Below are 25116 nucleotides of genomic sequence, written 5' to 3' on the forward strand. Positions count from 1 at the left end.
CCTCAGGCGTGCGGCGGCCGCGCCCGGGCGGCCACCGGTTCGACGGCATCGAGCACCTGGTCCAGGTCGGCGCGGTGCAGCGCCAGCACCCCGTGCTCGCCGACCACCGGCGCGAGGTGCGCGACCAGGCGCACGACCGTGATCGCCTGGCCGAGCAGCACGCCGAACAGCTCGTCGGCGGTCGAGTCGAGCCGCGACCGCGGCCACCGGGCCAGCAGCGCCGTGCCGAGCGCAGTGGCCAGCCGGTCGGGCCGCGGGTCGCCCGCGAGGTGCAGGCGGGACGTGAGCACGACGAACAGCTCCGCCCACTGCGGGGTCAGCGGCCGCCACGCCGACCGGGCGAGCGCGTCGGCCACGGCCTCCGCGGTCTCCTCCGCCCGGGACAGGCGCACCACGAGGTCGGCCACCTCGGCGACCGGGGCCCGCTCGGCCACGCCCCGCAGGCGGTTGCGCAGGATCGCGACCGCCAGCTCCGGGTCGTCGGCCAGCAGCGGGAGCCAGCGCGCGGCGCTGGGCCGGGCGAGCAGCCGACCGTCCCGACGGGCCTCGTCCGCCACGACCTCGACCACCGGCGCCACTACGGCCGTGTCACCCCCCAGGTGCCACAACGCGTCGAGCACGTCGTCGACCTCCGCGCCCGCGCCCCACCCGGGGTCCAGCCGCTCGGCGACCCGGGTGACCACCGCGGTCCGACGGCCGAGGGAGAGCCCGCTCGAGTCGACCCGCCGGCGCAGCGCCTCCCGGTACCGCCTGCCCGCGTGCAGCGACCTGGAGGGCTCCAGGTCGGCACCCGCCAGCAGGAAATCGGCCGCGGCCTGCTGCTCCGGGTCGGTGAGCGGCACCTTGGTCAGCGCCACGCCCCACTCCGACCAGTCGACGGGCGCGCTTTCCAGGTACGCCAGCACGCCCGCCATGAGCCCCCGCACGGCGGTCCGACCGGTCCGGGCGGCGAGGCCGATCAGCTCCCGCACGACGGTCCCGTCGATGCCGTGCAGGACCCGGATGTCCTCGGCCTCGGCCGCTCCGGTGTCGCCGGTCGCGACGCGGAAGGGACGGCTGATCCGGGTCCACGCGGTGGGCTCGTCCGCCTGACCCGCCAGGGTGCGCAGCAGGTAACCGGGGTGGCCGTCGGCGGCCACGAGCGCGCGGGCCAGGCCGATGGCGAGGTGCGGGGAACCGTTGACCGCGCGGGCGATCTCATCTGTCCACTCCGGACTTTCGCCGAGCCGGACCAGCACCTCGATCACCCGGCCGAGGTGCCCGCCGAACGCCGACGACCCGGTCCCGGGGGCCAGCGCGTCGAGGAAGTCGGCCCGCGAGCCGGTCGCGGCGGCCAGGTCGGCCAACGCGAGCACGGACCCGGCCCGCCACTCCGGCCGCCGCAGCCGCACACCCGCGACCCGGGCCAGGTGCGCGGTCGCGCCCGGCTCCCAGTGCGCGGCGAGCCAGGTGGCGTCGCGGCGGACGTCCTCCGGGCAGGCCACGTCGAGGTAGCCGATCAGCAGGCCGAGGCGCGACCGCGGGTCGAGCGCGGCGAACATGCCCCGCTCGTCGAGGGCGCGCACCTGCTCCGGCCGCAGCGTGCGGTCGGCCGCGGCGCGCAGCACGGCCTTGACCTGGTCGAACCCGGCGAGGGCGGCCCGCACGGCACCGAGGTCGCGGTCCCGCGCGTCCGGGAGGCCCGCGAGGTAGCGGGCGACCGCGTCCCGGCCGTGCTGCTCGCAGTACCCGACGAGCAGGTCGCGGTAGGCGCGCGCGGCGGGACCGAGCGACCCGACCGCCTCCCCGGTGCGGACGTCCACCACCCGGTCGCCCGGCTCCGCGGTCGCCTTGCAGCTCAACACCATCCGGAACCCGGCGTCGGACCAGCACGCCGCGGTCAGCCAGGACAGCGCGCCCGCGGGCAGCAACGCGGCGACCGAGTCGAGCAGCGCCAACCGGGACGCCAGGTCCAGCCGGTCCGCGCCGACCAGCGCCACGGGCCCCGCGACGACCAGCGCGGCCACGGTGGCGGCCACGTGCCAGGGAAAACCGCGCCTCGGCTCGACCGGCTCGACGCGCGTCGGTGGCTCGTCGCGCCACCGGTCCACCGCGTGGTGCAGGGCGGTGAACGTGCCGGAGAAGCCGTCCAGCGGGACGCACAGGAACCGGGTGACGGCGATGGGTCGGCTCGTGGCGTCGACCTGGTCGGACCACGCCCGGACCGCCACCCCCAGGTGGGTCCGGTCGTCGGACCGCACGGGCACGAACCACACCCACGGCAGGGCCGCGGCACCCTCGGCGTCCACGGCGGGCGAGTGGCCCGGGGCCGCGTCGAGCAGGATCGCGGTGAGTTGGGCGTGGGTGAACGGTTCGGCGCTGGCCGCCAGCACCGCGTAGTCGGCGTCGTCGCCGGGCCGCTTGCCGACCACGGCCCAGCCCGGCCCGCTCATCGCCGCTGGTCCTGACGGACCGAGTCGTGCAGCCACAGCAGGGGCTCGAGCACGTTGATCGGCCGGACCGCGTCGCGGATCCGCAGGGCGTCGCCGTCGTAGTGGGTGTTGAGGAAGTCGTTGAGCTGGAAGCGCTTGCGGCCGATGTTGAAGCCGATGGACGAGCTGACGAAGTAGCCGAGCGTGTCGAAGTACTGGCGCAGGCCGCTTTCCACCAGGTCGGCGTTGCTGCCCGGGTCCGCGCACAGCGAGGCGAAGTACTGCCGGGCCCGGTCCGGGGAAACCTCGGGCATGTGCGGGGGAGTGGTGGAGCGGACGGTGTAGCCGCTGCGGCGCGCGTGGTCGAAGACCTCGTAGTCGTCGAACTTGCTGACACAGACCGCGACGCGGTGCGGTAACCGTGGGCCGGGGAACGTCTCGTTCTCCATGACCTTGCCGGTCAACCGTTGCAGGACACCGTGGAAGTAGCGGAAAGCGTCGCGCTCGCGCTCCTCGCGCTGGGGGTCGAAGAGGAAGATGATGCCGTCGCAGTGGTGCAGGTGGTCGATGAGCCGGGCGTCGGGCTTGACCGCGGTCGACGCCTGGGCGCCCGCGATGGCGAAGTCGGCGCCGGTCTCGTCGACGGGGGAGCCGTCGTAGAAGCGACCGGGCACGTCGAGCACGTCCAGCTCGAACGACAGCGTCTCCGGTGGTCGCTTCTGCCACCGGAGACGCTGTCCGGTGTGGACACCGCTGAACCGGAACGACAGGCCGCGGCTGTCGTCGGTGGCGGTGGGGAAGCGCTTCTCGGTGGCCAGCCGGTGCACCGACTCGACCAGGAACCGCACGGAGGCGTCGTCGCGCCCGCTCATGATCCAGTCGACCGGGCCCGCGCCCTGCGCCCGGGTCGTGGCGATCTGCAGCGCGGCCAGGAACGTGGTCTTCCCGCTGCCCGGCGGGCCCCACAGCCCGAGCCGCACCGAGGTGGCGGGCTCCGGGCGGTACCGCTGCGGTCCGATCATCACTCCGCCTCGGCCTGCTCGCCCGAGTGCCGCAGCTCCTTGGCGCCGCGCATGCCCTGCAGGCCCATCACCAGGTCGCGGGCCTGCATGAACGGCATGGCCTGCAGCAGCGACGCGGTGACCCCGCTGTCGCCGCCCACGTACTGCGGCACGTCGCCCTTGACCAGCTCGGCGACGATCTTCTGCAGCGCGGTGTGCTCCGAGCCCAGCAGCTCGACCATGACGTTGAGCTCGGTGTACTCCAGCCTGCGGCGCTGCTCCTCGACCTTGACCCGCTGCAGCTCGATCTCGCTGGTGGCCCGCTCGTTGATCACCTGCGCCTCCAGCCCCTCCAGCTTGGCCCGCTCCAGCTTGGTCCGCTCGAACTGCACCGCGATCGCCTTGCGGTGCTCGTTGAGCTGCTGGTCGTCGAACTCGAAGTCGCCGATCGTGGTGCTGATCGCCCGCACCCCGGTCAGGTCGAGCGCGTGGCGCACCTCCGAGGCCAGCTCGTTGGACACCTCGTCGCGGCGGGTCAGGAACTCGATGATCCGGGCCCGGCCGGAGATCCGGCGGAAGTAGCCGTCGACGGTGGCGGCCAGCTCCTTCTCCACGAACCCCTTCACCGCGGCCCGACCGGAGGAGCCGAGGTCGCCGAAGCGGCGCACCAGCCGGGGCGCGGCCTCGGCGGGGATCTGCACGGTCTGCTTCATGTCCAGCCGCACCGTGTGGCCCTGCACGTCCAGCTTGATCTGGTCGAGGGAGACGTCCAGGTTGTCCTCGGACTTGGGGTCCTCGTTCCACTCCAGCACCAGCACCCGGGTCGGGATCCGCACGACGTGCGCGAACCAGGGGTTGATCAGGTACCGGCCGCCCTCGTCCAGGGTCTCCTCCTGCACCCCGCGCTGGCCGCCGCCCGCCAGGAACACCCAGGGCTTGCGGTAGCTCTCGTGCCCGTCGACCACCGCCCCGGCCTGGTTGCGCTCGACCGGGGCCTTGGTGCCGAAGTGGGTGACCACGACACCGATCTCGCCGACCCGCAGCTCGATCTCGCGCAGCGACTCGGGCTCCAGGCCCTCGCGACGGGCCGCGACCTGGCGGTCCACCGTGATCACCTCGAAGACCTCGGGGTTGATCGCGTAGGCACCGCTGGGCAGCACCAGCGGCTGGCGGCCCTGCTCGCCACCGCGGCGCAGGAACCGCTCGGCGTCCTGGAAGAAGTCGCAGTCCACGTGCGCGGCCAGGCCGTCGCCGGAGGAGCGCACCGCGCCCGCCCTGGCCACGACGAGCCCGATGGTGCCGCTGGGGACGCGGACGTACGGGACGTGCTTGACGTGGAAGTGGAAGGGCCGCGTCCAGTAGCGGGTGTTGGCGGGCACCAACTGGGCCTGGGGGCCGGGCGCGCCGAAGACGCTGACGGCGGCGTTGTCACCGACCCGGTGCGCGCCGCGCTTGCGGTAGATGACGCCGACGTGGCCGTTCGGCACGCGCCTGCGGCCGGTCGAGCCGAACCAGAAGCCGAGGACCAGCACCAGCAGCACGCCGCCGCCTGCGGCCACGATCGTGGACACCGCGCATCACTCCCAATCCTGGATTCGCTGGTGCACGGTCATGACGGTGCGCTTCCACTCGTCCCGCCACTCGGGGAAGCACTCGCGGTCGGGGTGCCGCAGCGTCGGGTAGAAGGGGCGGTCGCGGGTGGCGCGGGCGGTGAACCCCGGGTAGCGCCGCGCCGGGTCGTCGGACCACCACCCGAGGCGCTCGCACAGCTCGTCGAAGCGGCTGTCGCGCAGGCCGAGCCCGGCGAGCAGGTGGCGCTGCGCGCGGAAACCCCAGCGGTCGCCGGAGAACTCGGACCAGGGTTTGTCGAGCGCGGCGAAGAGGGCGAGGGGGAGGTTGGGGCCGTCGGCGGTGCGGACCGTGCCCTGGAGGGTGCGGTCGACGGCCTCGAGGACGGCCATGGTGGTGAGGTTGTCGGCGGCGAGGACGTCGTCGTGGGACAGTGCCGCGGCCACCGCCGCCACGGCCTTCTCGACGGCGGGGCCCAGCGGTGGGCTCGGCGGTCGTTCGGGCGGTTTCGGCGGGTCCGGGTCCGCGGGGCGGACGGGCTCGGGCGTGGCCAGCTCCGCGACGACGTCGGCGAGGTTGCGGGGCTTCGGGGGCGGCAGCGGCGGGGCGTGTCCGATGACGCGGAGGTGGGCGGCCTGGTGGAAGCCCTTCTGCCGCGAGTGCACGATCACGTTGGTGAAGTCGGCGCGGCGCAGGCCGTGCATCTCCGGCTCGACCGCAGCCTCGAACAGCTTGCCGCACAGGATCTGCACCACGGTGGCGGTCGGCACGTCGACCAGCGCGGCGCGGGCCTGCTGCGCGTTGAGCAGGCGGTTGAGCACGGTCATCCCGACACCGGCCCATCCCAGGTCGGCCGGGGAGAAGACGTCGAAGACCATAGCCAGGCGCAGTTGCAGCGACCGGGTCGGGTTGGCGCGGTTGTGGTCGGCCAACGCGCGGTCGAGCGTCATGGGGAAGTCGCGGACGACCGGCACCAGGTTGACGTCACCGGGCAGCAGGGCGACTTCCCCGTCACCGGCGGAGTCGCGTTCCCACTGGCCCCGGTCCAGGTACGCGGCCGCGGCCGCCAGGTCGAGCACGCGGTTGAGGGCGCGCTGCACCTCGTCCTGTTCCCAATGCGTGAACCGGTGGTAGTCGCGGATGTCGACCCCGATCGCCACCCGCTTGTACAGCCCTGGGGGCACCCGGCTCGTCCCACCTTCGCCCATGGGCACCAGTGTCCCCACCCGCCAAAGCAAAGTCGGACAACAGCGCCAAATGTCCAGTTGTTGTCAACCACCGGCGGCGGGTCCACTGGAGACGAAGATCGCGACCACCCCGTCCGCCCCGCGCGGGTCCGACACCCCGTGTCCAGGAGTCGCCGGGTCTTGCCACGCGACCACAAAGGACGGACCATGCCTTGAGCCACAGAGGAACCAGGAGGGGCAGGTGCCGGTCAAGCCGTACGGGAAAGGCGAGAAGCGCGGTCTGCACGTGGACGGTGTCCCGTGGAGCGACGAGATCACCCAGCGCTACGTCGACGAGGGCTGCCACGGCCTCGTCCTGGGCGGACCGCTGGCCGACCTGGACTTCCTGCCCGACGTCCCCGACCTCCGCTTCCTCAGCCTCATGCGCGGGGTCGCCGACTGCTCGGCGATCTCCCGGGTCCCGACCCTGGAGTTCCTCTCACTGGCGACCGACAGCCGCGGCACCTTCACCTTCGAAGGCATGGAAAACCTCCGAATACTCGAGACGCCGTACCAGAAGAAGTGGATGCCCGGCCTGGCCGACCTCCGCGAAATCCACAGCCTGATGGTCTACTTCTGGCCCAAAGAACAACCGGACCTCACCATCCTCGGCGACAAGCCCAACCTCACCGACCTCCGCCTGCAGTTCAAGCGGACCGCCCACGTCTCGCTTGCCGGCCTGACCGCACCCCAGCTGAAAACCTTCAACCTCTACGACGGCCGGATAACGGACCCCGACCTCTTCGCCAATTTCCCGCTACTCGAGGACATGACCTTCTACAGCACGAAGGTCCACAACCTCGATTTCGTCAAGGCCCTCCCGATCCTGAAGAACCTGGGCATCGAAAACGGCGGCGACATCGACTCCGTCACCCCGCTGGCGAACCACCCCACCCTGGAACAGCTCGCGATCTCCGGCCGCACCACGATCACCGACGGCGACCTGCACCCCCTGCTCAACATCCCCAAGGCGAAGGGCATCGCCGTCGAGCGCAACGCGCCGCACTACTCCCACCGCGCCGCCGAGGTCCGCAAACTCCCCTGGTAGCTGAAACCAGCGCAACCGCACGCCCGCAGCGGCGTCCACCCTCAGGTAGAACCGGTCGGGAGATCGGTGTCAGGACTCCTGATTTCAGCGGCCGTCACTGCTCGCGCTGACGCGAGAACATGTCGTTGAGCCGAACCTGGATGTCGTCGAGCCGCTCGGCGATCTCGGCGAGGCGCAGCTCGACGGAGTCCATGCGAGACCCCATCGGCCCGGCCTCCGCGTCGTCACCGTCGTGGGGGTACCGACCGCGCAGCACGTCGGAGAGGTGGTCGGGCCGCAGCCCGAGGGCGAGGGACAAGGCCTCCAGCGTGCGCGCGCTACGGCGCCGCTCCACGGTGTGGTGCTGCAGCTCGCGCACGATGGCCTGCGAGACCTGCGACCGGTCCGCCAGCTCCCGCTGCCGCCACCCGAGCTCCCGCACCCGGTCGTTGATGCACTTGGCGACCGCCGCCCAATCCTCCGACACGCATTCCTCCGCGCCCTCTCAGTAACGCGGACGATAATGCCTGCCCAGACGGATATCAGCGCAATCGACGCGACGAGTTCCGTGTCGGAATACAACCAAAAACCCGGCCGATTTCAGCATCTTAGCGCTGAAATCATAAGATGCCCTTAACTGCCTAAAACCATAAGAGGGCCACTTTGTGCACTACACACACACGAGCACACTAACACCCTCTTACACGCGAGGGACCGGACAGCCAACCCGGGCCATTCGGTCCCCAGCAGCGAAGACCCACCGCGCCCGCGGCTCAGACCAAGCTTCACCGTGAAGCCCTCCAGGTAAATCCACCCACCATTGGACTTGCCCTCGTACTTCGCAACCGGCGTACCGAAGTCCACAAGCACCAAAGTCGTCAACGCGTGGTGAATGTTCTCCCACTTCTTCGCGGTCTCATGCGCCGACGGCATAACCACCCCTCCCACGGTTTGCTGACATACCAACCCCCAAGTCGCACACAACCCGTGACCCGTTACGCGGCCGAACTCCCGTCAGGCCCGACGAAGTCGGTCAGCCCATTCGGTCAACCAGAAACAGGTGCTCATTGACGTGAATTGCACGCTGCCTCAGGTTTCGACCACCGCGGAAAGTGTTGTAGGGGATGACGATCTCGTCCACCGACCCGCGGGCGGCCAAGACCAGCTTGAGGTCCTCGATGCCGATGTACCCCTCGGCGTTGAACGAGAGCAGGATGAACCGACTGGGTAACCTGTCCAGCAGGTTGACCAGCAACCCCAACGACCGCTTGCGAACGTTGTACTCCGAGCGATTCCAGTCAACCGGGATCCCGGAAACAGGACTGACCACAGCAGGTCGCTTGTAATCCACCAACAAGTTGAGCATAAAATAGTTGGACCCATAGGGATGCTGGTTGTACGGCGGATCAATATACGTAAGATCCACCTCACCCACCCCTCCCCCTACCCCCATCCCCCCAACCAGGACGTTCGCATCCGACCGCGTCACCACACTCCGGGCCGCATGCAGACTCAATACCGGCGCCTCTAACCGAATCGGCTCAAGAATCCGCCGCAACGCATCCCCCGCCGCCGCCCCAAACTTCCCAATCCCAGTATTCTTGTCCTTATAGAACCCCTTAAACACCCCACTAGTATTAGCGTGCATCGAAGCCTGCGATAACAAGGGCCCCAGCACAAGCACCCGCTCAGGCTCATCCAACCGCGCTATCTCTTGCGCAAAGAAGTCCAACCGCCGAGCATTGTCATTGGTATAGAAAACCCGCTCCCCCACCCCAATATCCCGATCATCCTGCGGCGAGTACATCTCCCGAATGAACCCGTCAACCGACTCCCCAGCATCGGCCCGCCGATTCAACTCGTCAACAACCCCAGCAACCCGCCCCGCCACCCGCCCATCCCGATCAGCCAAAAAACAAGAATTGACAACCCGCGAATACTCCTCCAGGTCATTCGCCATCACCACAACCGAATGCCGCTTGAGCAACCGCGCGACGAACCCGCTCCCCGCGAACAGATCCAGCGTCACCAACCGACGCCCCCCAACCCGCTCCCGCACCCGCCACACGGCCCGCTCGAGCTCAGCCCCCAAACCCCGCTTGTTGCCTATGTAGGTAATGAGCTGCCGAGACAGATACCCCGGCTCTTCCTCCCCAGCCGACGGCCCGACACCGGCCAACTCCACCCCGCAGCCCCCGTCCGACTCCCCACCCCGACGCGATCGTCCGCGCAGGATACGAGCGCAACCGGGCCACAGTCACTACTCGTCTTCTTCCCAGACGTGGAACCCGCACGCACACCCCACTGGAAGAAGCGCGCCGACCCAGCCCGGAGGCGAGCGCGACCAGCCGGTTCCACGTGGATGTGGCCCAGGGCGCGGGCCACGCCGACCACAGCCCATCAGGCACGGCGAACCGGACGCAATTCCCCGGCAGAACGCACTACACGCAATCCACATCCAGGACGAACCCGAACCGGCACGATCGACATTCTGCGAGTGACGCGAATCCTCGCCTGCCGAACCAGGAAACCTCTAGGATCGGGTCCACGGCCATCCGTGCGGATCCCGGCGGATGGTCAAGACTCCGGCAGCGTGAGGACTGAAATGGCAGACGCAGGTGCCGATGGGCCGATCGTCAACAGCCTTCGCCGTCACCTCACCGGCGCCACCGGCGTGGACGCGCTGAGCGAGTCGTTCTCGTTGTACGTCTACGACGCGATCCTGAAAGGCGCCTCGGACATCTCGGCCCGCCTGCTACTGTGGGACGGCTCACTGGACTCGTACCCGCTCAACGGTCTGGGCAACGAGCACCGGCTCCGCTCGAGGCTGGACCAGCACCGAATCGCCAGGGACTGCGCCCAGTGGGCCAGGGAGCGACTGCAGATCCGCAGTTTGACCAAGCGCACCCGGCGCTCGTGGGTGAGCGTCAGCGGGACGTTCCCGTACGCGGTGACCGGCTCCGGTCTCGACGCTGAAGGACTCGGGTTGGTCCCGTCGGACGATCTGATCTTCCCGGAGGAGATCAGTGATATCGCCGACGCGGGCAAGCTCACAGCGAACTTCGACAAGATATGGCACAACGAGCACGCCAGCGAGGACGTGCGAGAGCGGTTCTTGGCGAAGATCGAGCTACTACACCGGGACAACACGCCGGAGTCGGTCTACCTGCGGATTTTGATCGCGCTTTTCGCGGACTTCGTGACTGAGGTCGGCGATGAGACCGAGAACCGAGGTAGGACCGGGTTCTTCAAAACCGAGGTATGGCGCAAACTATACAAGTTCCAACGTGACGGCGTGCTCGGCGCCATCGAGAAGCTTGAGATCCACAACGGCTGCATCATCGCCGACAGCGTCGGTCTCGGCAAGACGTTCGAGGCCTTGGCAGTGATCAAGTATTACGAGCTCCGAAACAATCGCGTCCTCGTGCTGACGCCGAAGCGGCTTCGGGAAAACTGGACGATCTTTCGAGCCAACGACGCCCGCAACCCGCTGCTCGCCGACAGGTTCGCCTTCGACGTGCTCAACCACACCGACCTCAGCCGCGTCGATGGCAGGTCGGGTGACATCGACCTGGCCCACGTCAACTGGGGCAACTACGACCTGGTCGTCGTCGACGAGTCTCACAACTTCCGGAACAACCCGCAGCTCAAGGGGCACATCACCCGATACCAGCGGCTGATGGACGAGGTCTTCAAAGCGGGGGTTCGCACGAAGGTCCTCATGCTCAGCGCCACTCCGGTCAACACCCGCTTGGCCGACCTGAAGAACCAGGTGCTCTTCGCCACCGAGGGCGTTGACGACGCCCTCGCGAGCGGCGGCATCGGCTCAATCGAGCAGACGCTGCGCAAGGCGCAGATGCGGTTCACCGCCTGGCAGAAGAGCGACGCCGCCACCAGGTCGGCCCAGTCGCTGGTCGGCGTGCTCGGCATGGACTACATCCGGCTGCTCGACCTAGTCACGATCGCCCGCTCTCGCAAGCACATCGAGAAGTACTACGGCACGGCGGACGTCGGGGACTTCCCCGAGCGGCTCGCACCGGTCAACCTCTCGCCGCCGATCGACCTCGACGGTCGGTTGATGCGACCCGAGCAGCTCAACGACGCGCTCCTCATGCTCAACCTGGCCGCATACCGGCCAACCTCCTATGTGCTGCCCAACAAGGCGAAGAAGTACGCCGAGCTCTACGACCAGCAGTTGCGCACCGGTGGCGCCCGGGTGTGGCGGCAGTCCGACCGTGACGCCAACATCGTCCACCTGGTTCGCATCGGGCTGCTGAAGCGGCTGGAGTCGTCCGTCGCGTCGCTCACCCGCACGGTGGCGAAGGTCCTGGGCAAGGTCGAGGCGGTGATCGCCAGGGTGGAGGAGTACGACGCTACGGGCGGCAACGGTGTCTCCATCGAGAGCTTGGACAACGCGGCCGATCTCGACGAGCAAGAACTTGAGGACGTCATCGGGGGCACGCTGAAGGTGCTGCTGGCCGATATCGACCGCGCTGCTTGGCTGCAGGACCTGCGCGACGACCGGGACCGGCTGCGCGTCGTGCTGGCCGACATCGAGGCCGTCGACCCGAGCCGTGACGCCAAGCTCCTGGCGCTCAAGGACCTGCTCCGGCAGAAGGCGGTGAATCCCACCAATGCGGGAAATCGCAAGGCGCTGGTCTTCACCGCCTACTCCGACACCGCCGACTACCTCTACTCCGAAGTGGCAAGCTGGGCACGTGATGAGCTCGGCCTGCACGTCGCGCTCATCACCGGCACGACCAACAAGAGCACGCTGGACACGCGCAAAGATATGCACAGCCTGCTGACGGCGTTCTCCCCCCGCTCGAAAGGGGGTGATCCGGATGCCGAGCAGATCGATATCGTTATCGCCACGGACACCATTTCCGAGGGGCAGAACCTCCAGGACTGCGACATGGTCGTCAACTACGACATCCACTGGAATCCGGTCCGCATCGTGCAGCGCTTCGGCCGCGTCGACCGCCTCGGCACCACCAACAGCTCGGTGCAGCTGGTCAACTTCTGGCCGGACATCGACCTGGACACCTACATCAACCTGGAGAAACGGGTCTCCAGCCGGATGACCCTTCTCGACGTATCGGCCACCGGTGAGGAGAACATCCTCGACGCCGAAGCGATGAACGATCTGGACTACCGCCGCAAGCAGCTTGAGCAGATGCAGAACGCGGCGCCGACGATGGAGGACCTGGCCGGGGGGCTGAGCATCACCGACCTCACACTGAGCGATTTCCGCATGGATGTCGCCGCCCGCCCGTGGCGGCAGCGCAAAAACCTGGCCGGTTGGCCTCTGGCGCTGTTCGGGGTGACCCGATTCGACCAGTCGCTCGTCGCCGACGGGCTCACCCCGGGCGCGGTGTTCCTGCTCCGGGTTCGGGGAGACGCGATCGCGCTACCGGATTCCTACCCACTGGCGCCCCACCTGCTCGCGTACGTCAGGGATGACGGCGTGCTGGCCCACCCCGTCGACGAGCCGAAACTCGCCCTCGACGTCCTGCGCAGGCACTGCCTGGACCGCACCGAGCCCGACGAAGCCGCGCTCGCCGCCTTCCACAAGGCGACCGTGGACGGCGACCGGATGGCCCATTACCGGAGCCTGCTCGACGTAGCCGTCACGGCGGCCGCCAAACAGGCGACAGAGACCGCTGTGGCCTCGCTCTTCTCGCCAGGGCCCTCGACCCTGGGGACCAGCGACGGTGCTGCCGGTCTTGACGCCATCGACGTCGTTGCCTGGTTGGCGGTGGTGCCGTGAGCGGGCAGCCCTCTCTCGACCCCGCGGGGCTCCTGGGTCTGCCCGAACGAGCGCGGCTCGCCGAGCGGCTCACGAAGCGGCTGCTGCGTGAGCAGGTCGGCGGCGGCGCAGGGAGCACACCGGAGAGCAGGCTCGTCGACAGGGCTGTTGTCTCGGCGCAGGTCGTCGGAATCCTCCGACCGGAAACGGTCTCGATCCCCTCATACCGCGACCGCGATGGGACCGGCGGTCGTGAGATCTCCGACATCGCCGTCCTGCACCTGCGTTTGAACCCGAGGGTCACCCCATCCAACAGGCAGCGCCTGGTCGAGCTGGTTCAGCGGTCCATGCCCCGGCTCGTGGTGATCTTCCTCGACGGTCCGGACCTACCAGGTGAGCTGGCACTCGCTCTCACCCACGTGAGTCGTACCGATCCCGCGAGGCAGACCTCGGTTGTCGACGCCACCATCACCGTCCCGGTTGCCGAGTTACCCAACGGAGCTCTCGACATCAACCACCGCGACCGCACGGACCTATGGGCGCTTTATCGCGATCTGGTGCGCATCGCGGCGACCGGGGGGCAGCCCGCGTCGGCCGCGCTCGGAGCCGATGAAGCGGTGCGGTTGCGCCATAGACTCGTCGCTCTCCGGGCGGAACTCGATGCCGTCACGCGGAATGCGAAACGCGCCAAGTCGCAACAGTCGCGCATCATTTTCAACACCACGGCCAAGACGCTGCGGCAGCAAATCGCTACCGTGCGTGCTGGCCTCTACCATAGCGACTCATCGCAGTGATCCGGCGAGACCACCATTGCCAGTGCACGACCCCGAGAGAGACGAAGACGTGACCGCGGACAGCAACCCGTTCGAGCCGATCAGCGACAAGCGCGATCATCAGGGCCCTGGAGAGGTCCAGGGCAACATCGACGCCCTCGCCCGGCTCTTCCCCGACGCCGTCGTCGACGGAAAGGTCAGTCTCGACGTCTTGGCCGATCTGATCGGTCAGCAGGCCGACCGGAGCGGTGCGGAGGGCTTCGGCCTCCGCTGGCCCGGCATGAACGAGGCCCGCAAGCTCTCGGCCCAACCGGCGACGCGGACGCTGCTCCCGCGCCAGGACGAGTCGGTGGACTGGGACACCACCCGCAACATGGTGATCGAGGGCGACAACCTTGAGGTCCTCCGCCTGCTGCGCCGGGGCTACACCGGCGCGGTCGACGTCATCTACATCGACCCGCCGTACAACACCGGGAACGACTTCGTCTATGACGACAAGTTCGGCGCCTCCCGCACGGAGACCGAGATGGCCGCCGGTCTCCGCGACGAGACCGGCTCGCTTGAGCACGGTGCTGCCTCCGATCTCGCGGCTGATCGTCGGGCCGGGGCCTCTCGCCATTCCAAGTGGCTCTCGATGATGTACCCCCGCCTGCTATTGGCCCATCATCTCCTCAAGGAGACAGGCGTGATCATCGTCGCGATCGATGACACAGAGAACGCGCGCCTGAAACTCCTGACCGACCGGATCTTCGGGGCGGAGAACTACATCGCCAACGTGGTCTGGCAAGGCGGACGCAAAAATGACTCAAGGTACGTTTCCGTCGGCCATGACTACATGCTGATATACGCGAAGAATGAGCGCAGCCTGAAGGAGAAGGGCGTGCTGTGGCGCGAACCGCGCCAGGCTGACGAGACGACCCTCAAGGCATCACAACAGGCCTGGCTGGAGTCGGGAAAAAAGCCCGAAGAAGCCACCCGCCTGATGAAAAAGTGGATTTCTTCCCTGCCCGCAGGCCATCCCGCCAAGGAAAACAATCGATTCTACGAGTTTGAATCGGACGGTCGGGTGTACCGCAAGCGGGATATCTCCTGGCCCGGCGGCGGCGGGCCGCGCTATGACGTGCTCCACCCGGTCACCGGCTTGCCCGTTCGAGTACCCGCGCGCGGGTGGATCTACTCGAAGCCGGAAAGGATGCAGCAGGACATCGATAACGGGCTGATAGTCTGGGGCAAGGACCACACTGAGTTCATCAACCGCAAGACCTACCTCGACTCGGATGACGGAGCGGTGCCCACTTCCGTGTTCGAACGCAAGCGAACGAGCTCGTCGAAAGCGCTCGACCAGCTGCTCGGCGAAGGAGTATTCGAGTACCCCAAAGATAAGGATGTCGTCGCGCGATGGATCAACCTCGCCGCAGCGGGTAACTCTGACGCGCTCGTTCTCGACTTCTTCGCCGGTTCCGGTTCGACCGGTCACGCGGTGATGGACCTCAATGCCGCCGACGGCGGCAACCGGCGCTATATCCTGGTCCAGCTCGACGAGCCAGTCAAAAAGGACGGTTACGCGACGATCGCCGACATCACACGCGAGCGACTACGGCGCGCGGGCGCGCAAATCGCACAGCAAGGAACGCTGGACGCGCAGGGCATAGATACCGGCTTCCGCTCCTACAAGCTGGCTGACTCCAACGTCAAACCCTGGGACGGGACAGCCGAGCTCGACCTGCTCGATTCCGTCGACAACCTCGTCAGCGGCCGCAGCACAGACGATCTCCTGGTGGAGATGATGCTGCGGCTGGGCATCGATCTGGTGACACCGGTTGCGACCAGGAAGGTCGCCGAGTCCACCCTCTACAGCCTTGCAGGCACGCTCTACGCGTTCTTCGGTGGCGATCTGGACGCCGCGAAGGCGGACGAGGTCGCGAGAGCGATCATCGCGTGGCGGGACGAGGACCCGGTTGACTCCGACGTGACCGTCGTGGTCCTCGACACGGGTTTCCGCGACTCCAGCGCCAAACTGAACCTCGCCGCGGCGCTGCGGCAGGCCGGTGTCACGACCCTGCGCAGCATCTGAGGTCGGCATGAAGTTCACCTTCGAGGCCAACCTCGACTACCAGCGCGCCGCCATCAACGCCGTCACCGATCTCTTCCGCGGGCAAGATTCGCTCACCGGCCAGTTCACCGTCCAAGCCCGCAAGATCAGCGACGTCCCCGCGCTGCCCGGGTTGGACGAAGCCGAGTCGGGCGAGGGCACCCTCGGCATCGGCAACCGGCTACGCCTGCACACCGACGTCATCCTGGCCAATCTGCACATGGTGCAGGACCGCGCGGGCCTGGCCCACGACGAGCAGCTCACGTCGCTCAACTTCACGATCGAGATGGAAACCGGCACCGGCAAGACCTACGTCTACCTGCGCACGATCCACGAGCTGCACAAGCTCTACGGGTTCACGAAGTTCGTCGTCGTGGTGCCCTCCGTCGCCATCAGCGAAGGCGTGACCACCTCGATCGCCTTGCTGCACGAGCATTTCGAGGCGCTCTACCCCGGCCAGCGGCTCTCCTCGTTCCGGCTAGACGGCGGCAACCTCTCGCGGGTGCGCTCCTTCGCCACCTCATCCGGCATCGAGGTGCTGATCACCACCGCTGCCGCGGTCAACAAGGCCACCAACAAGGTGCACCAGCAGGTGGAGGACCTCGGCTTCGAGATCCCGATGGACCTGATCCGCGCCACGCGCCCCATGGTCATCGTCGACGAGCCGCAGAGCGTCTACGGCGATGACGGCAACCCGCGCAAGGCGAAGGGGGCGGGCCGCGTCGCCATTGAGGGGCGCGCGCCGAGCCGGGACGACAACACCGTCGGCAGGCAATCTTTGGCGAAGGGCATGCACGCCACGGCGGTACTGCGCTACTCCGCGACACATCCCCGGCACGACAAGGCGAACCTCGTCTATCGCCTGGATGCGATCGCCGCGTACGAGCAGGCTCTGGTCAAGCAGATCGAGGTCGACTCCCTGGTCACCGAGGCCAACGGCACCGCACCGTACGTCCGCCTGCTCCAGACCAAGCGCACCGCTTCCGCGCTGAAGGCCAGGTTGGAGCTCGACGTCGAGGTCGGCAGCCAGATCAAGCGCAAGGCGGTCGACGTACCCGTCGGGGCCAACCTCGAGGATGTGACCGGTCGCGCTCGCTACCGCCACCTCACCCTCGACGCGATCAGCGTGGTCCCCGGGGCGGAGTCGGTGCGCTTCGGGGACCTTGTCGAGCTGAGGGTCCACGATGCCGTCGGTGCCGAGATCACCGTCGATGAGCGCGCCCGGCAGATGATCGCCCAGACGATCCGGCAGCATCTGCGCAAGGAGCAGGAGTTCGCCGTCGCAGGCAGGGCGATCAAAGTGCTCAGCCTCCTCTTCGTGGACTCGGTCGCGAAGTACCGCGTCTACGACGACAACGGTGACGCCCAACCGGGCGAGTACGCGCAGGTGTTCGAGGAGGAATACGCGAAGGTCTCCGCCGAGCCGGAGTTCCGCAGCCTGCTGGGGGGCGATCCCGCCGACGCGGTCGCGGCTCGCGCCCACCAGGGGTACTTCTCCATCGACCGGTCCAAAGGCAGGTCCGAGCGGCTCGTGGACACCTCGGAGACCAACGACAGGGGGCGCCAGCAGGCGAGCCTGGCCTACGAGCAGATCATGAAGGACAAGGTCGGGTTGACCACTCCCGGTTCCCCGATCCGCTTCGTCTTCACGCACTCCGCGCTGCAGGAGGGCTGGGACAACCCGAACGTGTTCCAGATCTGCGTGCTGCGCACCATGGGCACCGAGCGGTGGCGGCGGCAGAGCATCGGCCGTGGCCTGCGTATCTGCATCGACGGCAGCGGTAAGCGCGTGCCCGGCTTCGACGTCAACCGTCTCACCGTGATCGCGAACGAGTCGTACGAGGAGTTCGCCGAGCAGCTCCAGCGCGAGCTCGCCGATGATCTCGGCATCGAGTTCGGCCGGGTGACCATCGACGGCTTCGCGCGCCTCACCCACAAACCCACGCCCGGTGCCCAACCGGTGCCGGTCGGGGACGAGATCGCCCGAGCCCTGTTCAACGCACTGGTCGCAGCCCGATACGTCACACCCTCCGGCAAGGGCGTCGCCAAGGTCGAGGACAGCCTGCGTGAGGCCGTCGCAGGCGACACCGAGGAGCTGCGCGCGCTCGTCGCGGCGGCGGTTCCCGGCGTTACGGCCCGGTACGTGGTCCAGCGCCTCATCAAGCGGCTCGTCAAGCCGATCGATATCAGGAAAGCAGGCGACCGGGTTTCCGTCCCCGTGGTCGGCGAGCGCCTGGAGAGCCCGGAGTTCCAGGCGCTGTGGGAGCGGATCAAGCACCGCACCCAATTCCGCGTCAGCGTCGAGGAATCCGGGCTGCAGGCGGCCATCGTCTCGGCTCTGCGCGCCCTGCCCCCCGTGCCGGACCGCAAAGGGGTGTGGGAGACCACCGTCGTCAACGACATCGACCAAGGCGGCCTGCGGAGCACCACCATGCGCACCGAGCGGATCGATGTGGCCTACGCGGATCGCGACGACCTCCCGGACATCCTGTCGGTCCTCGCCGACCGTACCCAACTCACCCGCCGGACACTCGCCCAAGCACTGACCGAGTCGGGCACGCTGGCGCAGTTCCGAAAGAACCCGCAGGTCTACGTCGACCACGCGACCCAAGTGATCAACAGCGCGAAGGAACAGCTGCTCGTCGCCGGTCTCCGGTACGAACTCGTCGACGCCACCAGGCCTGAGGCCGCTCGCCAGCACCCGCTCTCGATCTTCGCCGAGGCCGACCTCACCGGCTACACCGGCCCGAACGGGAACGTCGTCACCGGGGACGACGGCGAACTCATCTCCTTCGACACCAAGTCGCCGTACAAGTACATCGTCGTCGACTCCGCCGTCGAGCGCGCCTTCGCCATGGCGCTCAAGCAGCGGACTGACGTCCGGACCTTCGTCAAGCTGCCTGCGGCATTCACAATTCCGACGCCACTAGGCGACTACAACCCGGACTGGGCTGTCGTTATCGAGCGCCCCAACGGCAACCGCTACATGGTCTTCGAAACGAAGGGCTCGATCGATCCCGAGCTGCTGCGCCCGGCAGAGAAGGGCAAGGTCTACGCGGCCGAGTGCCACTTCAGCGCAATCGAGATCGCCCTCGACTTCGACGATCTGCACTATGCCAAGGTCGACAGCATGGATACGGCTGACGGCGTGATCGATGAGACTTACACATAACAGGCGTCAACATCGAATCGCTCAGGGCAACCGCCACCTTTGGTCCAGGAGTCAACGTCTCCGTCCAGCAACACGGTGAAGCGACGCGTGTACGATCTAGTTGGCACAGGGATGCAGGGCAAGGCAGCCGAACGAGCCACCCGCGCGAGCCAGGACAAGCCCCGGACCTGGCACGATCACAATGAAGAATGGTGTCGACTCATCACCGTCACAGGGAGCCGACTGGTCGCCATCGACCTCAACGAACTAGACCAGGATCACTACGTAGTCGCCGACCGAAACAACTAACCGACCAACCGGGATCTCAACAGGTCCACACTGAACACCCCTGGTTAGTGGATAGCCGACAACTTCACCCACGCTCGCGCGAACGCCACCGCGCAACTGCTCCTCGACGCCAACGACACGCCGAGCAGACCCGATGGCCTTGGTCGAGGTCACCAGCCAAGCCCAGGCCGAACGAGCCGCCGCACAGGCGGAGTTGGAGCAGGCGCCGGGGACGGCGTCCGCCGCGGAGCTGTACGCCATGATCGATTCGCTGGGTGACGTGCAGGACATAGTGAACAGCGGGGACACCGACCGGCTGGCCGCGCTGTATGCCGAGATCGGGCTGGAAGTCCTGTACCAGGAAGCAGAAGAGGCCGTCTACGTGACGGCCTCTCCACGGGTGAATAGTGTGTGTCCGAGGGGGGACTTGAACCCCCACGCCCGCTAAGGGCACTAGCACCTCAAGCTAGCGCGTCTGCCATTCCGCCACCCGGACTTGGTGTGTTGGGGACATACTACTGCCACTCGCTCACGTGTACGTCATCACCCACCCTCAGGGTGCCTGGGGTGAGGATGGCGAGCTTGGCGCCGAAGGTTACGCCTGGGCGGGTGGGGTGGCGGCGGTACGTGGCGAGGGTTCGGGTGGGTTCGGGGCCCGTCTTGGCGCCGGTTCGCTGGTCGACCGTGGGCACCGCGCACCGAACCGCTTGGGTTGAGAAGCCTAGGGTGGTTGTGCCGATGGTCAGGGTGTGGACTCGGTCTTCGGTGTATGGGTCTGGCCAGCCGGTGACCTCGATGTTGGCGCGGAAGCGGTCCATCGGGATCGGTGTGGCTCCCGCGGTCTCGATGCGGGTGTTGAGGTCGGCCAAGGAGGAGTCCGACGTCATCAGGATGGCGTGGGCGTCGCCGAAGCCGACCTTGCCGGGGTGGGTGCCCCAGCCCTCCCGGTCGTGGTTCGGCGGGACGCGGACCAGTCGGACGTCTCGGTTGAGGGTTGTGGAGCACCACTTGGCCGCCGGGTCGCCTTGGTCTACGGCGGGGCCGAACCAGCGGTTGAAAAGGCTCACTTCGCGCTCGGGGCCGGTGTGGGTCAGGTCCAGTTCGAACTCGTCGGTGTTGGGGGCGGTCAGGGTCAGGCGGTTGTTCGACAGGGCTGCTTGGACGGCGGCCATGGCGGGGAGTTTGCGTTGGCTGACGAAGCTGCCGTCCGAGGCCTCTACGACCATCAGGAGGCGGTCGTCCAGCAGGCCGGTCTCGGTGGTCTCCGCGGTGGTTACCGGGACGCCCGAGAAGCCCTTGACCGGGTAATACGTGAGTGCCGAGACCGTTGCCACGACACCCACGCTACCCGTTCACAGCACCTGTGAGAGGAAGCTCCGGAGTCTGGGACTCGTGGGGGAGTCGAACACGGCGGCGGGCGGCCCCGCCGCCACGACCCGGCCCTGGTCCATAAAGGCCACTTGGTCGGCGACCGAACGGGCGAAACCCATCTCGTGGGTGACGACGACCATGGTCATCCCGCCCGCGGACAGGTCGGTCATGAGGCCCAGGACGCCCTTCACCAGCTCCGGGTCCAGTGCGCTGGTCGCCTCGTCGAACAGCATCAGCTCCGGGCCCATGGCCAGGGCGCGGGCGATCGCCACGCGTTGGCGTTGGCCGCCGGAGAGGGCGGAGGGGCGGTACGGGGCCTTGTCCGCCAGGCCGACGTCGGTCAGGTGGCGCAGGGCGCGTTCGCGGGCCTCCTCTTTGGACAGCCCCAGCACGGAGCGCAGGGGGAGTACGAGGTTGTCCAGCACCGTGCGGTGGGCGAAGAGGTTGAAGTGCTGGAACACCATCCCGATCCGCCTGCGCAGCCGGTTCGGGTCGGTGCCGATGACGCTGACGCCGTCGAGGAGGACGTCGCCGCTCGCCGGGCGGTCCAGTTGGTTGATCGCGCGCAGCAGGGTCGACTTGCCCGACCCGGACGGTCCGATGACGCACGTCGTGCTGCCTCTGGGCACCTCGAGATCCACCCCGCGCAGCACCTCCAGGGTGCCGAACGACAGGTGCAGGTCAGCCACGCGCAGGCTCGAGCTCGGCAAGGGTGTCACCTCCCCGCACCGGGCGGCCCTCACGCAGCCGCCGGTCGACGAAGTTCACCAGGTGCGTGAGCGGCACGGTGATCGCCAGGTACACCAACCCCGCCGCCACCAGCGGCGACAGGTTGCCCGTGTTGGCCGCGACGTCCTGCCCGATGCGGAACAGCTCCCGCTGCGAGGCCAGCAGCCCCAGGAAGTAGACCAGGCTGGAGTCCTTGACCAGCGCGATGAACTGGTTCACCAGCGCGGGCAGCACCCGCCGCACGCCCTGGGGGACGATGACCTTGGCCATGGTCGCGGTGTGCGTCATGCCCAGCGCCCGCGCCGCCTCCGACTGTCCTTTGTCGACGCTCTGGATGCCCGACCGGAAGATCTCGCCGACATAGGCCGACGCGATCAGGCTCAGCGCCAGGATGCCCAGCGGGTACGGGTTCGTGCCGACCAGCGGCCTGGCCACGACCGCGAGGCCCTGCCCGACAAGCAGGATCGTCACGATCGCGGGCAGGCCGCGGAACACGTCGGTGTACACCCGTGCGGGCCAGCGCAGCCAGCGCCGGTGCGACAGCCCCATCAGCGCCAGCCCGAGCCCCAGGGCCGTGCCCAGCACCGCCGAGCACCCCGCCAGGATCAGCGTGTTGGCCAAGCCGGTGCCGAGCAGGTCGGGGAGGACCTCGGCGATGTAGTCCCAGTTGAGGAAGGTGTCGAGCAGGTCCGACATCAGGGCTTGAACTGGGACGGCGCGGGCACGCTCGGGATGAACTTGTCGTGCAGCCGCAGCCAGGTGCCGTCCGCGATCGCCGCGCGCAGGCCGTCGTTGAGCTTGGCGCGCAGCTCGTCGTTGCCCTTGCGCACCGCGAAGCCGTGCGGCAGGTCCTTGGCCTCGATGGTCGCGGTGACCGCCAGCGCCGGGTCGTCCTTGGCGTACTTCTCCGCGATGGTCAGGTCGACCACCCACGCGTCGACGTTGCCGTTGCGCAGACCCGCGATCGCCGCGTCGTAGCTGGGGAAGCGCACGATCTGCGCGCCGGGCACGGTGGCGCCCAGGTACTTGTCGCCGACCGTGGCCTGGATCACCGCGACCCGTTTGCCGTCGAGGAGCTGCGCGTCGGTGATGGACTTGTCCTTGCTCAGGACGCTGACGTACTCGTAGTTGTACGGGTGGCTGAAGTCGACGGTCTTGCGCCGCTCGTCGGTCTGCGCGATCGCCGACGAGCCCGCGTCGAACGTGCGGTTGGCGACCTGGCCGAGCAGCGCGGAGAAGTCGGTGCCGACGAACTCGACCTTGTACCCGGCCTTCTCCGCGACGACCTTGAACAGCTCGTTGTCGAACCCGGTGTAGACGCCGTTCTCCTGGTAGACGTTCGGCGGCGCGTCACCGAGGGTGCCGACCCGCAGCACCTGGGGGCCACCCGAACCGGCGGCGGCGTCCCCGGAGGACGAGCCGCACGCGGTCAGCGCGGTTGTGGCGGCGATACCGGCAACAGCGAGCGCGACTACGCGCAGCAAAGAAGTCCGCATCGGTCTTTCCGTGGTTCATGTGCTTGTCGCACAACGAATCACGCGGATCGCACCCGGTCCGGGTCACCCGCGTTCGTCACCGACGGTATGCAGCCACGGCCCTTGAACGCCAAGACGTTCCGGATCTCTCACATACCGAGACCCGGAACCCGTGACCCGGACTACAGAATCGCGCCCGGCGCGTACCCGGACGCCTCCGGAAAGCGCGTCAGCACCGCCTCGACCCGCCGCACGACCTCGGCGACCTGCGCGCCCGCCACCCCGGTGAACGGCAGCCGGTCGGCCAGCAGCGCGTCCAGACCCGCGCGGTCCAGCGGGATGCGGTCGTCAGCGGCGAGCCGGTCCAGCAGGTCGTTGCGCTCGGCGCCCTGCTCGCGCATGGCCAGCGCGACCGCGACCGCGTGCTCCTTGATCGCCTGGTGCGCGGTCTCCCGGCCGACGCCCGCCTGCACCGAGGCCATCAACACCTTGGTGGTGGCCAAGAACGGCAGGTACCGGTCGAGTTCGCGGCCGATCACCGCCGGGTAGGCGCCGAACTCGTCGAGCACGGTGAGGAACGTCTCAAGTAGACCGTCGAGGGCGAAGAACGCGTCCGGCAGGGCGACCCGGCGCACGACCGAGCACGACACGTCGCCCTCGTTCCACTGGTCACCGGCCAGCTCGCCCGCCATCGACGCGTAGCCGCGCAGGATCACCGCGAGGCCGTTGACCCGCTCGCAGGAGCGCGTGTTCATCTTGTGCGGCATGGCCGACGAGCCGACCTGGCCCGGCTTGAAGCCCTCGGTGACCAGCTCGTGCCCGGCCATCAGCCGGATCGTCTTGGCCAGGCTCGACGGCCCGGCGGCGAGCTGCACGAGCGCGGTCAGCACGTCGTAGTCCAGCGACCGCGGGTAGACCTGACCGACGCTGACGAACCGCGCGTCGAAGCCCAGGTGCTCGGCGACCTCGTGCTCCAGCTCGGCCAGCTTGTCCTGGTCGCCGCCGAGCAGGTCGAGCATGTCCTGGGCGGTGCCGACCGGCCCCTTGACCCCACGCAGCGGGTAGCGGGTGATCAGCTCGTCGAGCCGGGTGAAGGCGACGAGCAGCTCGTCCGCGGCGGTGGCGAAGCGCTTGCCGAGCGTGGTGGCCTGCGCGGCGACGTTGTGCGAGCGGCCGGTGAGCACCAGGTCGGCGTGTTCGGCGGCGAGCCGGGCCAGTCGGGCCAGCACCGCGGCGACCCGGCCGCGCACCAGCTCCAGCGACCGGCGGACCTGCACCTGCTCGACGTTCTCGGTGAGGTCGCGCGAGGTCATGCCCTTGTGCACGTGCTCGTGGCCCGCCTGGGCGTTGAACTCCTCGATGCGCGCCTTCACGTCGTGCCGGGTGACGCGTTCGCGGGCGGCGATGCTGCCCAGGTCGACCTCCGGCAGCACCCGCCGGTAGTCCTCGACGACGCCCGGCGGGACGTCGATGCCGAGCCGGGCCTGGGCGGTGAGCACGGCGAGCCACAGCTCGCGCTCCATCCGGACCTTCTCCTCCGGCGACCACAGCGCGGCCAGCTCGGTCGAGGCGTAGCGTCCGGCGAGGACGTTGGGGATGGCGGGCTTCTGCGCTGCGGTCACGTCTGACCAGCTTACCGGCGCCTGCCCAGCACCTCGCGCAGCATCCGCCGAGCCGCGGCGCGGGGATCCGGGTAGACCTCGATGAGCGCGTTGACCACCGAGCCGTCGACCAGCGCGATGACCTCCTCGAGCTCGGCGGCGTCGATCTCGGCGCCCGCCCGGGTGAACGTCTCGTGCAGCAGCCCGCGCAGCTCGCCGCCCAGTTCCAGCATCAGCGGGCGCAGGTAGGGGCGGCGGCCGGTGGCGACCAGCCGCTCGTAGCGCAGCAGCACGGCCTCGGCGTCGTTGGTGTCGGCCGGGCCGAGCAGCTGGTCGAGCACCAGCTCGACCAGCTTCTCCAGGTCGCGCGGCGGCTCGGTCAACCCGTCGAGCACCGCCCGGCCCTGGGCCAGCTCGGAGCGGCCCAGGAACTCCAGCGCGGCGGCGATCAGCTCGTCGAGGGACTCGAAGTAGTACGTGGTCGACGCCAGCGGCAGGCTCGCCCGCTCGGCAACCGCGCGGTGCCGGACGGCCTCGAACCCGCCCTCGACGAGCAGGTGCGCCGCCGCCTCGACGAGCGCTTGCCTGCGGCGCTCGCCCTTGGGCGTCGTGGCGGTTGTCATGCCCGGAATTGTGCCGTCCCCGAGATCCGC

Annotated in this window: 18 protein-coding genes and 1 tRNA gene; 6 read left to right on the plus strand and 13 right to left on the minus strand. The window is 68.3% G+C overall.

The window, feature by feature from the left end; genetic code table 11:
- Positions 1–2: 2 nt before the first annotated feature.
- The 4 genes from V5P93_RS36215 to V5P93_RS36230 are packed head-to-tail and all read right to left on the minus strand — an operon-like array spanning position 3 to position 6189.
- The gene (locus V5P93_RS36215) at positions 3–2432 is read right to left on the minus strand and encodes a hypothetical protein (protein ID WP_104479155.1); all 2430 of its coding nucleotides are present in this window, start codon (positions 2430–2432) and stop codon (positions 3–5) included.
- Positions 2429–3433, minus strand: coding sequence for a hypothetical protein (locus tag V5P93_RS36220; RefSeq protein WP_146108020.1), 1005 nt, complete (start codon positions 3431–3433; stop codon positions 2429–2431). The genes V5P93_RS36215 and V5P93_RS36220 overlap by 4 nt, the downstream gene beginning before the upstream one ends.
- Positions 3433–4983 carry an SPFH domain-containing protein gene (locus tag V5P93_RS36225; protein ID WP_104479157.1) on the minus strand — a complete coding sequence of 517 codons (1551 nt, stop codon included), beginning with the start codon at positions 4981–4983 and terminating at the stop codon, positions 3433–3435. Before V5P93_RS36225 ends, V5P93_RS36220 begins: the two co-directional genes overlap by 1 nt.
- A gap of 6 nt (positions 4984–4989) precedes the next feature.
- Positions 4990–6189 carry a GUN4 domain-containing protein gene (locus V5P93_RS36230; protein ID WP_104479158.1) on the minus strand — a complete coding sequence of 400 codons (1200 nt, stop codon included), beginning with the start codon at positions 6187–6189 and terminating at the stop codon, positions 4990–4992.
- Between the two features lie 220 nt (positions 6190–6409).
- Between V5P93_RS36230 and V5P93_RS36235 the strand changes: the two genes are divergently transcribed.
- Positions 6410–7255, plus strand: coding sequence for a hypothetical protein (locus V5P93_RS36235; RefSeq protein WP_104479159.1), 846 nt, complete (start codon positions 6410–6412; stop codon positions 7253–7255).
- A gap of 94 nt (positions 7256–7349) precedes the next feature.
- Here the strand turns inward: V5P93_RS36235 and V5P93_RS36240 are convergent, their stop codons facing one another.
- Complete coding sequence (locus V5P93_RS36240) at positions 7350–7721, minus strand: helix-turn-helix transcriptional regulator (RefSeq protein WP_104479160.1); 372 nt, start codon at positions 7719–7721, stop codon at positions 7350–7352.
- A gap of 546 nt (positions 7722–8267) precedes the next feature.
- Complete coding sequence (locus V5P93_RS36245) at positions 8268–9419, minus strand: DNA adenine methylase (RefSeq protein ID WP_104479161.1); 1152 nt, start codon at positions 9417–9419, stop codon at positions 8268–8270.
- A 420-nt stretch (positions 9420–9839) separates the two neighbouring features.
- On the opposite strand from V5P93_RS36245, the gene V5P93_RS36250 reads away from it, so the two are divergent.
- The 5 genes from V5P93_RS36250 (at position 9840) to V5P93_RS36270 (ending at position 19735) form a co-directional block, all read left to right on the plus strand.
- A complete protein-coding gene (locus V5P93_RS36250; protein WP_104479162.1) occupies positions 9840–13004 on the plus strand; it encodes a helicase-related protein in 3165 nt (1054 codons plus the stop codon).
- Entirely contained in the window at positions 13001–13777 is a 777-nt protein-coding gene (locus V5P93_RS36255) for a DUF4391 domain-containing protein (RefSeq protein WP_181043475.1), read from the plus strand. The genes V5P93_RS36250 and V5P93_RS36255 overlap by 4 nt, the downstream gene beginning before the upstream one ends.
- A 49-nt stretch (positions 13778–13826) precedes the next feature.
- Positions 13827–15830, plus strand: coding sequence for a site-specific DNA-methyltransferase (locus tag V5P93_RS36260; protein ID WP_181043476.1), 2004 nt, complete (start codon positions 13827–13829; stop codon positions 15828–15830).
- Positions 15831–15837: 7 nt separating this feature from the next.
- Positions 15838–19020: a DEAD/DEAH box helicase family protein gene (locus V5P93_RS36265; protein WP_104479165.1), complete on the plus strand. Its 3183-nt coding sequence runs from the start codon at positions 15838–15840 to the stop codon at positions 19018–19020.
- Positions 19021–19441: 421 nt separating this feature from the next.
- The gene (locus V5P93_RS36270; RefSeq protein WP_104479166.1) at positions 19442–19735 is read left to right on the plus strand and encodes a hypothetical protein; all 294 of its coding nucleotides are present in this window, start codon (positions 19442–19444) and stop codon (positions 19733–19735) included.
- On the opposite strand, the gene V5P93_RS36275 is transcribed toward V5P93_RS36270, so the two are convergent.
- The 7 genes from V5P93_RS36275 to V5P93_RS36305 form a co-directional block, all read right to left on the minus strand.
- Positions 19700–19783, minus strand: a tRNA-Leu gene (locus tag V5P93_RS36275). The two genes, V5P93_RS36270 and V5P93_RS36275, sit on opposite strands and share 36 nt — an antisense overlap.
- A 19-nt stretch (positions 19784–19802) precedes the next feature.
- Complete coding sequence (locus V5P93_RS36280) at positions 19803–20621, minus strand: MOSC N-terminal beta barrel domain-containing protein (protein WP_245931262.1); 819 nt, start codon at positions 20619–20621, stop codon at positions 19803–19805.
- Positions 20622–20639: 18 nt separating this feature from the next.
- Positions 20640–21368, minus strand: a complete 729-nt coding sequence (locus V5P93_RS36285) for an amino acid ABC transporter ATP-binding protein (protein ID WP_181043477.1) — start codon at positions 21366–21368, stop codon at positions 20640–20642.
- Complete coding sequence (locus tag V5P93_RS36290; RefSeq protein ID WP_104479169.1) at positions 21340–22083, minus strand: amino acid ABC transporter permease; 744 nt, start codon at positions 22081–22083, stop codon at positions 21340–21342. The genes V5P93_RS36285 and V5P93_RS36290 overlap by 29 nt, the downstream gene beginning before the upstream one ends.
- On the minus strand, positions 22083–22883 hold the full coding sequence (locus V5P93_RS36295) for an ABC transporter substrate-binding protein (protein WP_104479170.1): 801 nt from the start codon (positions 22881–22883) through the stop codon (positions 22083–22085). Before V5P93_RS36295 ends, V5P93_RS36290 begins: the two co-directional genes overlap by 1 nt.
- 161 nt (positions 22884–23044) lie before the next feature.
- The gene (gene purB / locus V5P93_RS36300) at positions 23045–24484 is read right to left on the minus strand and encodes an adenylosuccinate lyase (protein ID WP_104479171.1); all 1440 of its coding nucleotides are present in this window, start codon (positions 24482–24484) and stop codon (positions 23045–23047) included.
- Positions 24485–24495: 11 nt separating this feature from the next.
- On the minus strand, positions 24496–25086 hold the full coding sequence (locus V5P93_RS36305) for a TetR/AcrR family transcriptional regulator (RefSeq protein WP_104479172.1): 591 nt from the start codon (positions 25084–25086) through the stop codon (positions 24496–24498).
- Positions 25087–25116 lie beyond the last annotated feature (30 nt).

The organism is Actinokineospora auranticolor (assembly GCF_041897805.1).
Taxonomy (GTDB): Bacteria; Actinomycetota; Actinomycetes; order Mycobacteriales; family Pseudonocardiaceae; genus Actinokineospora; species Actinokineospora auranticolor.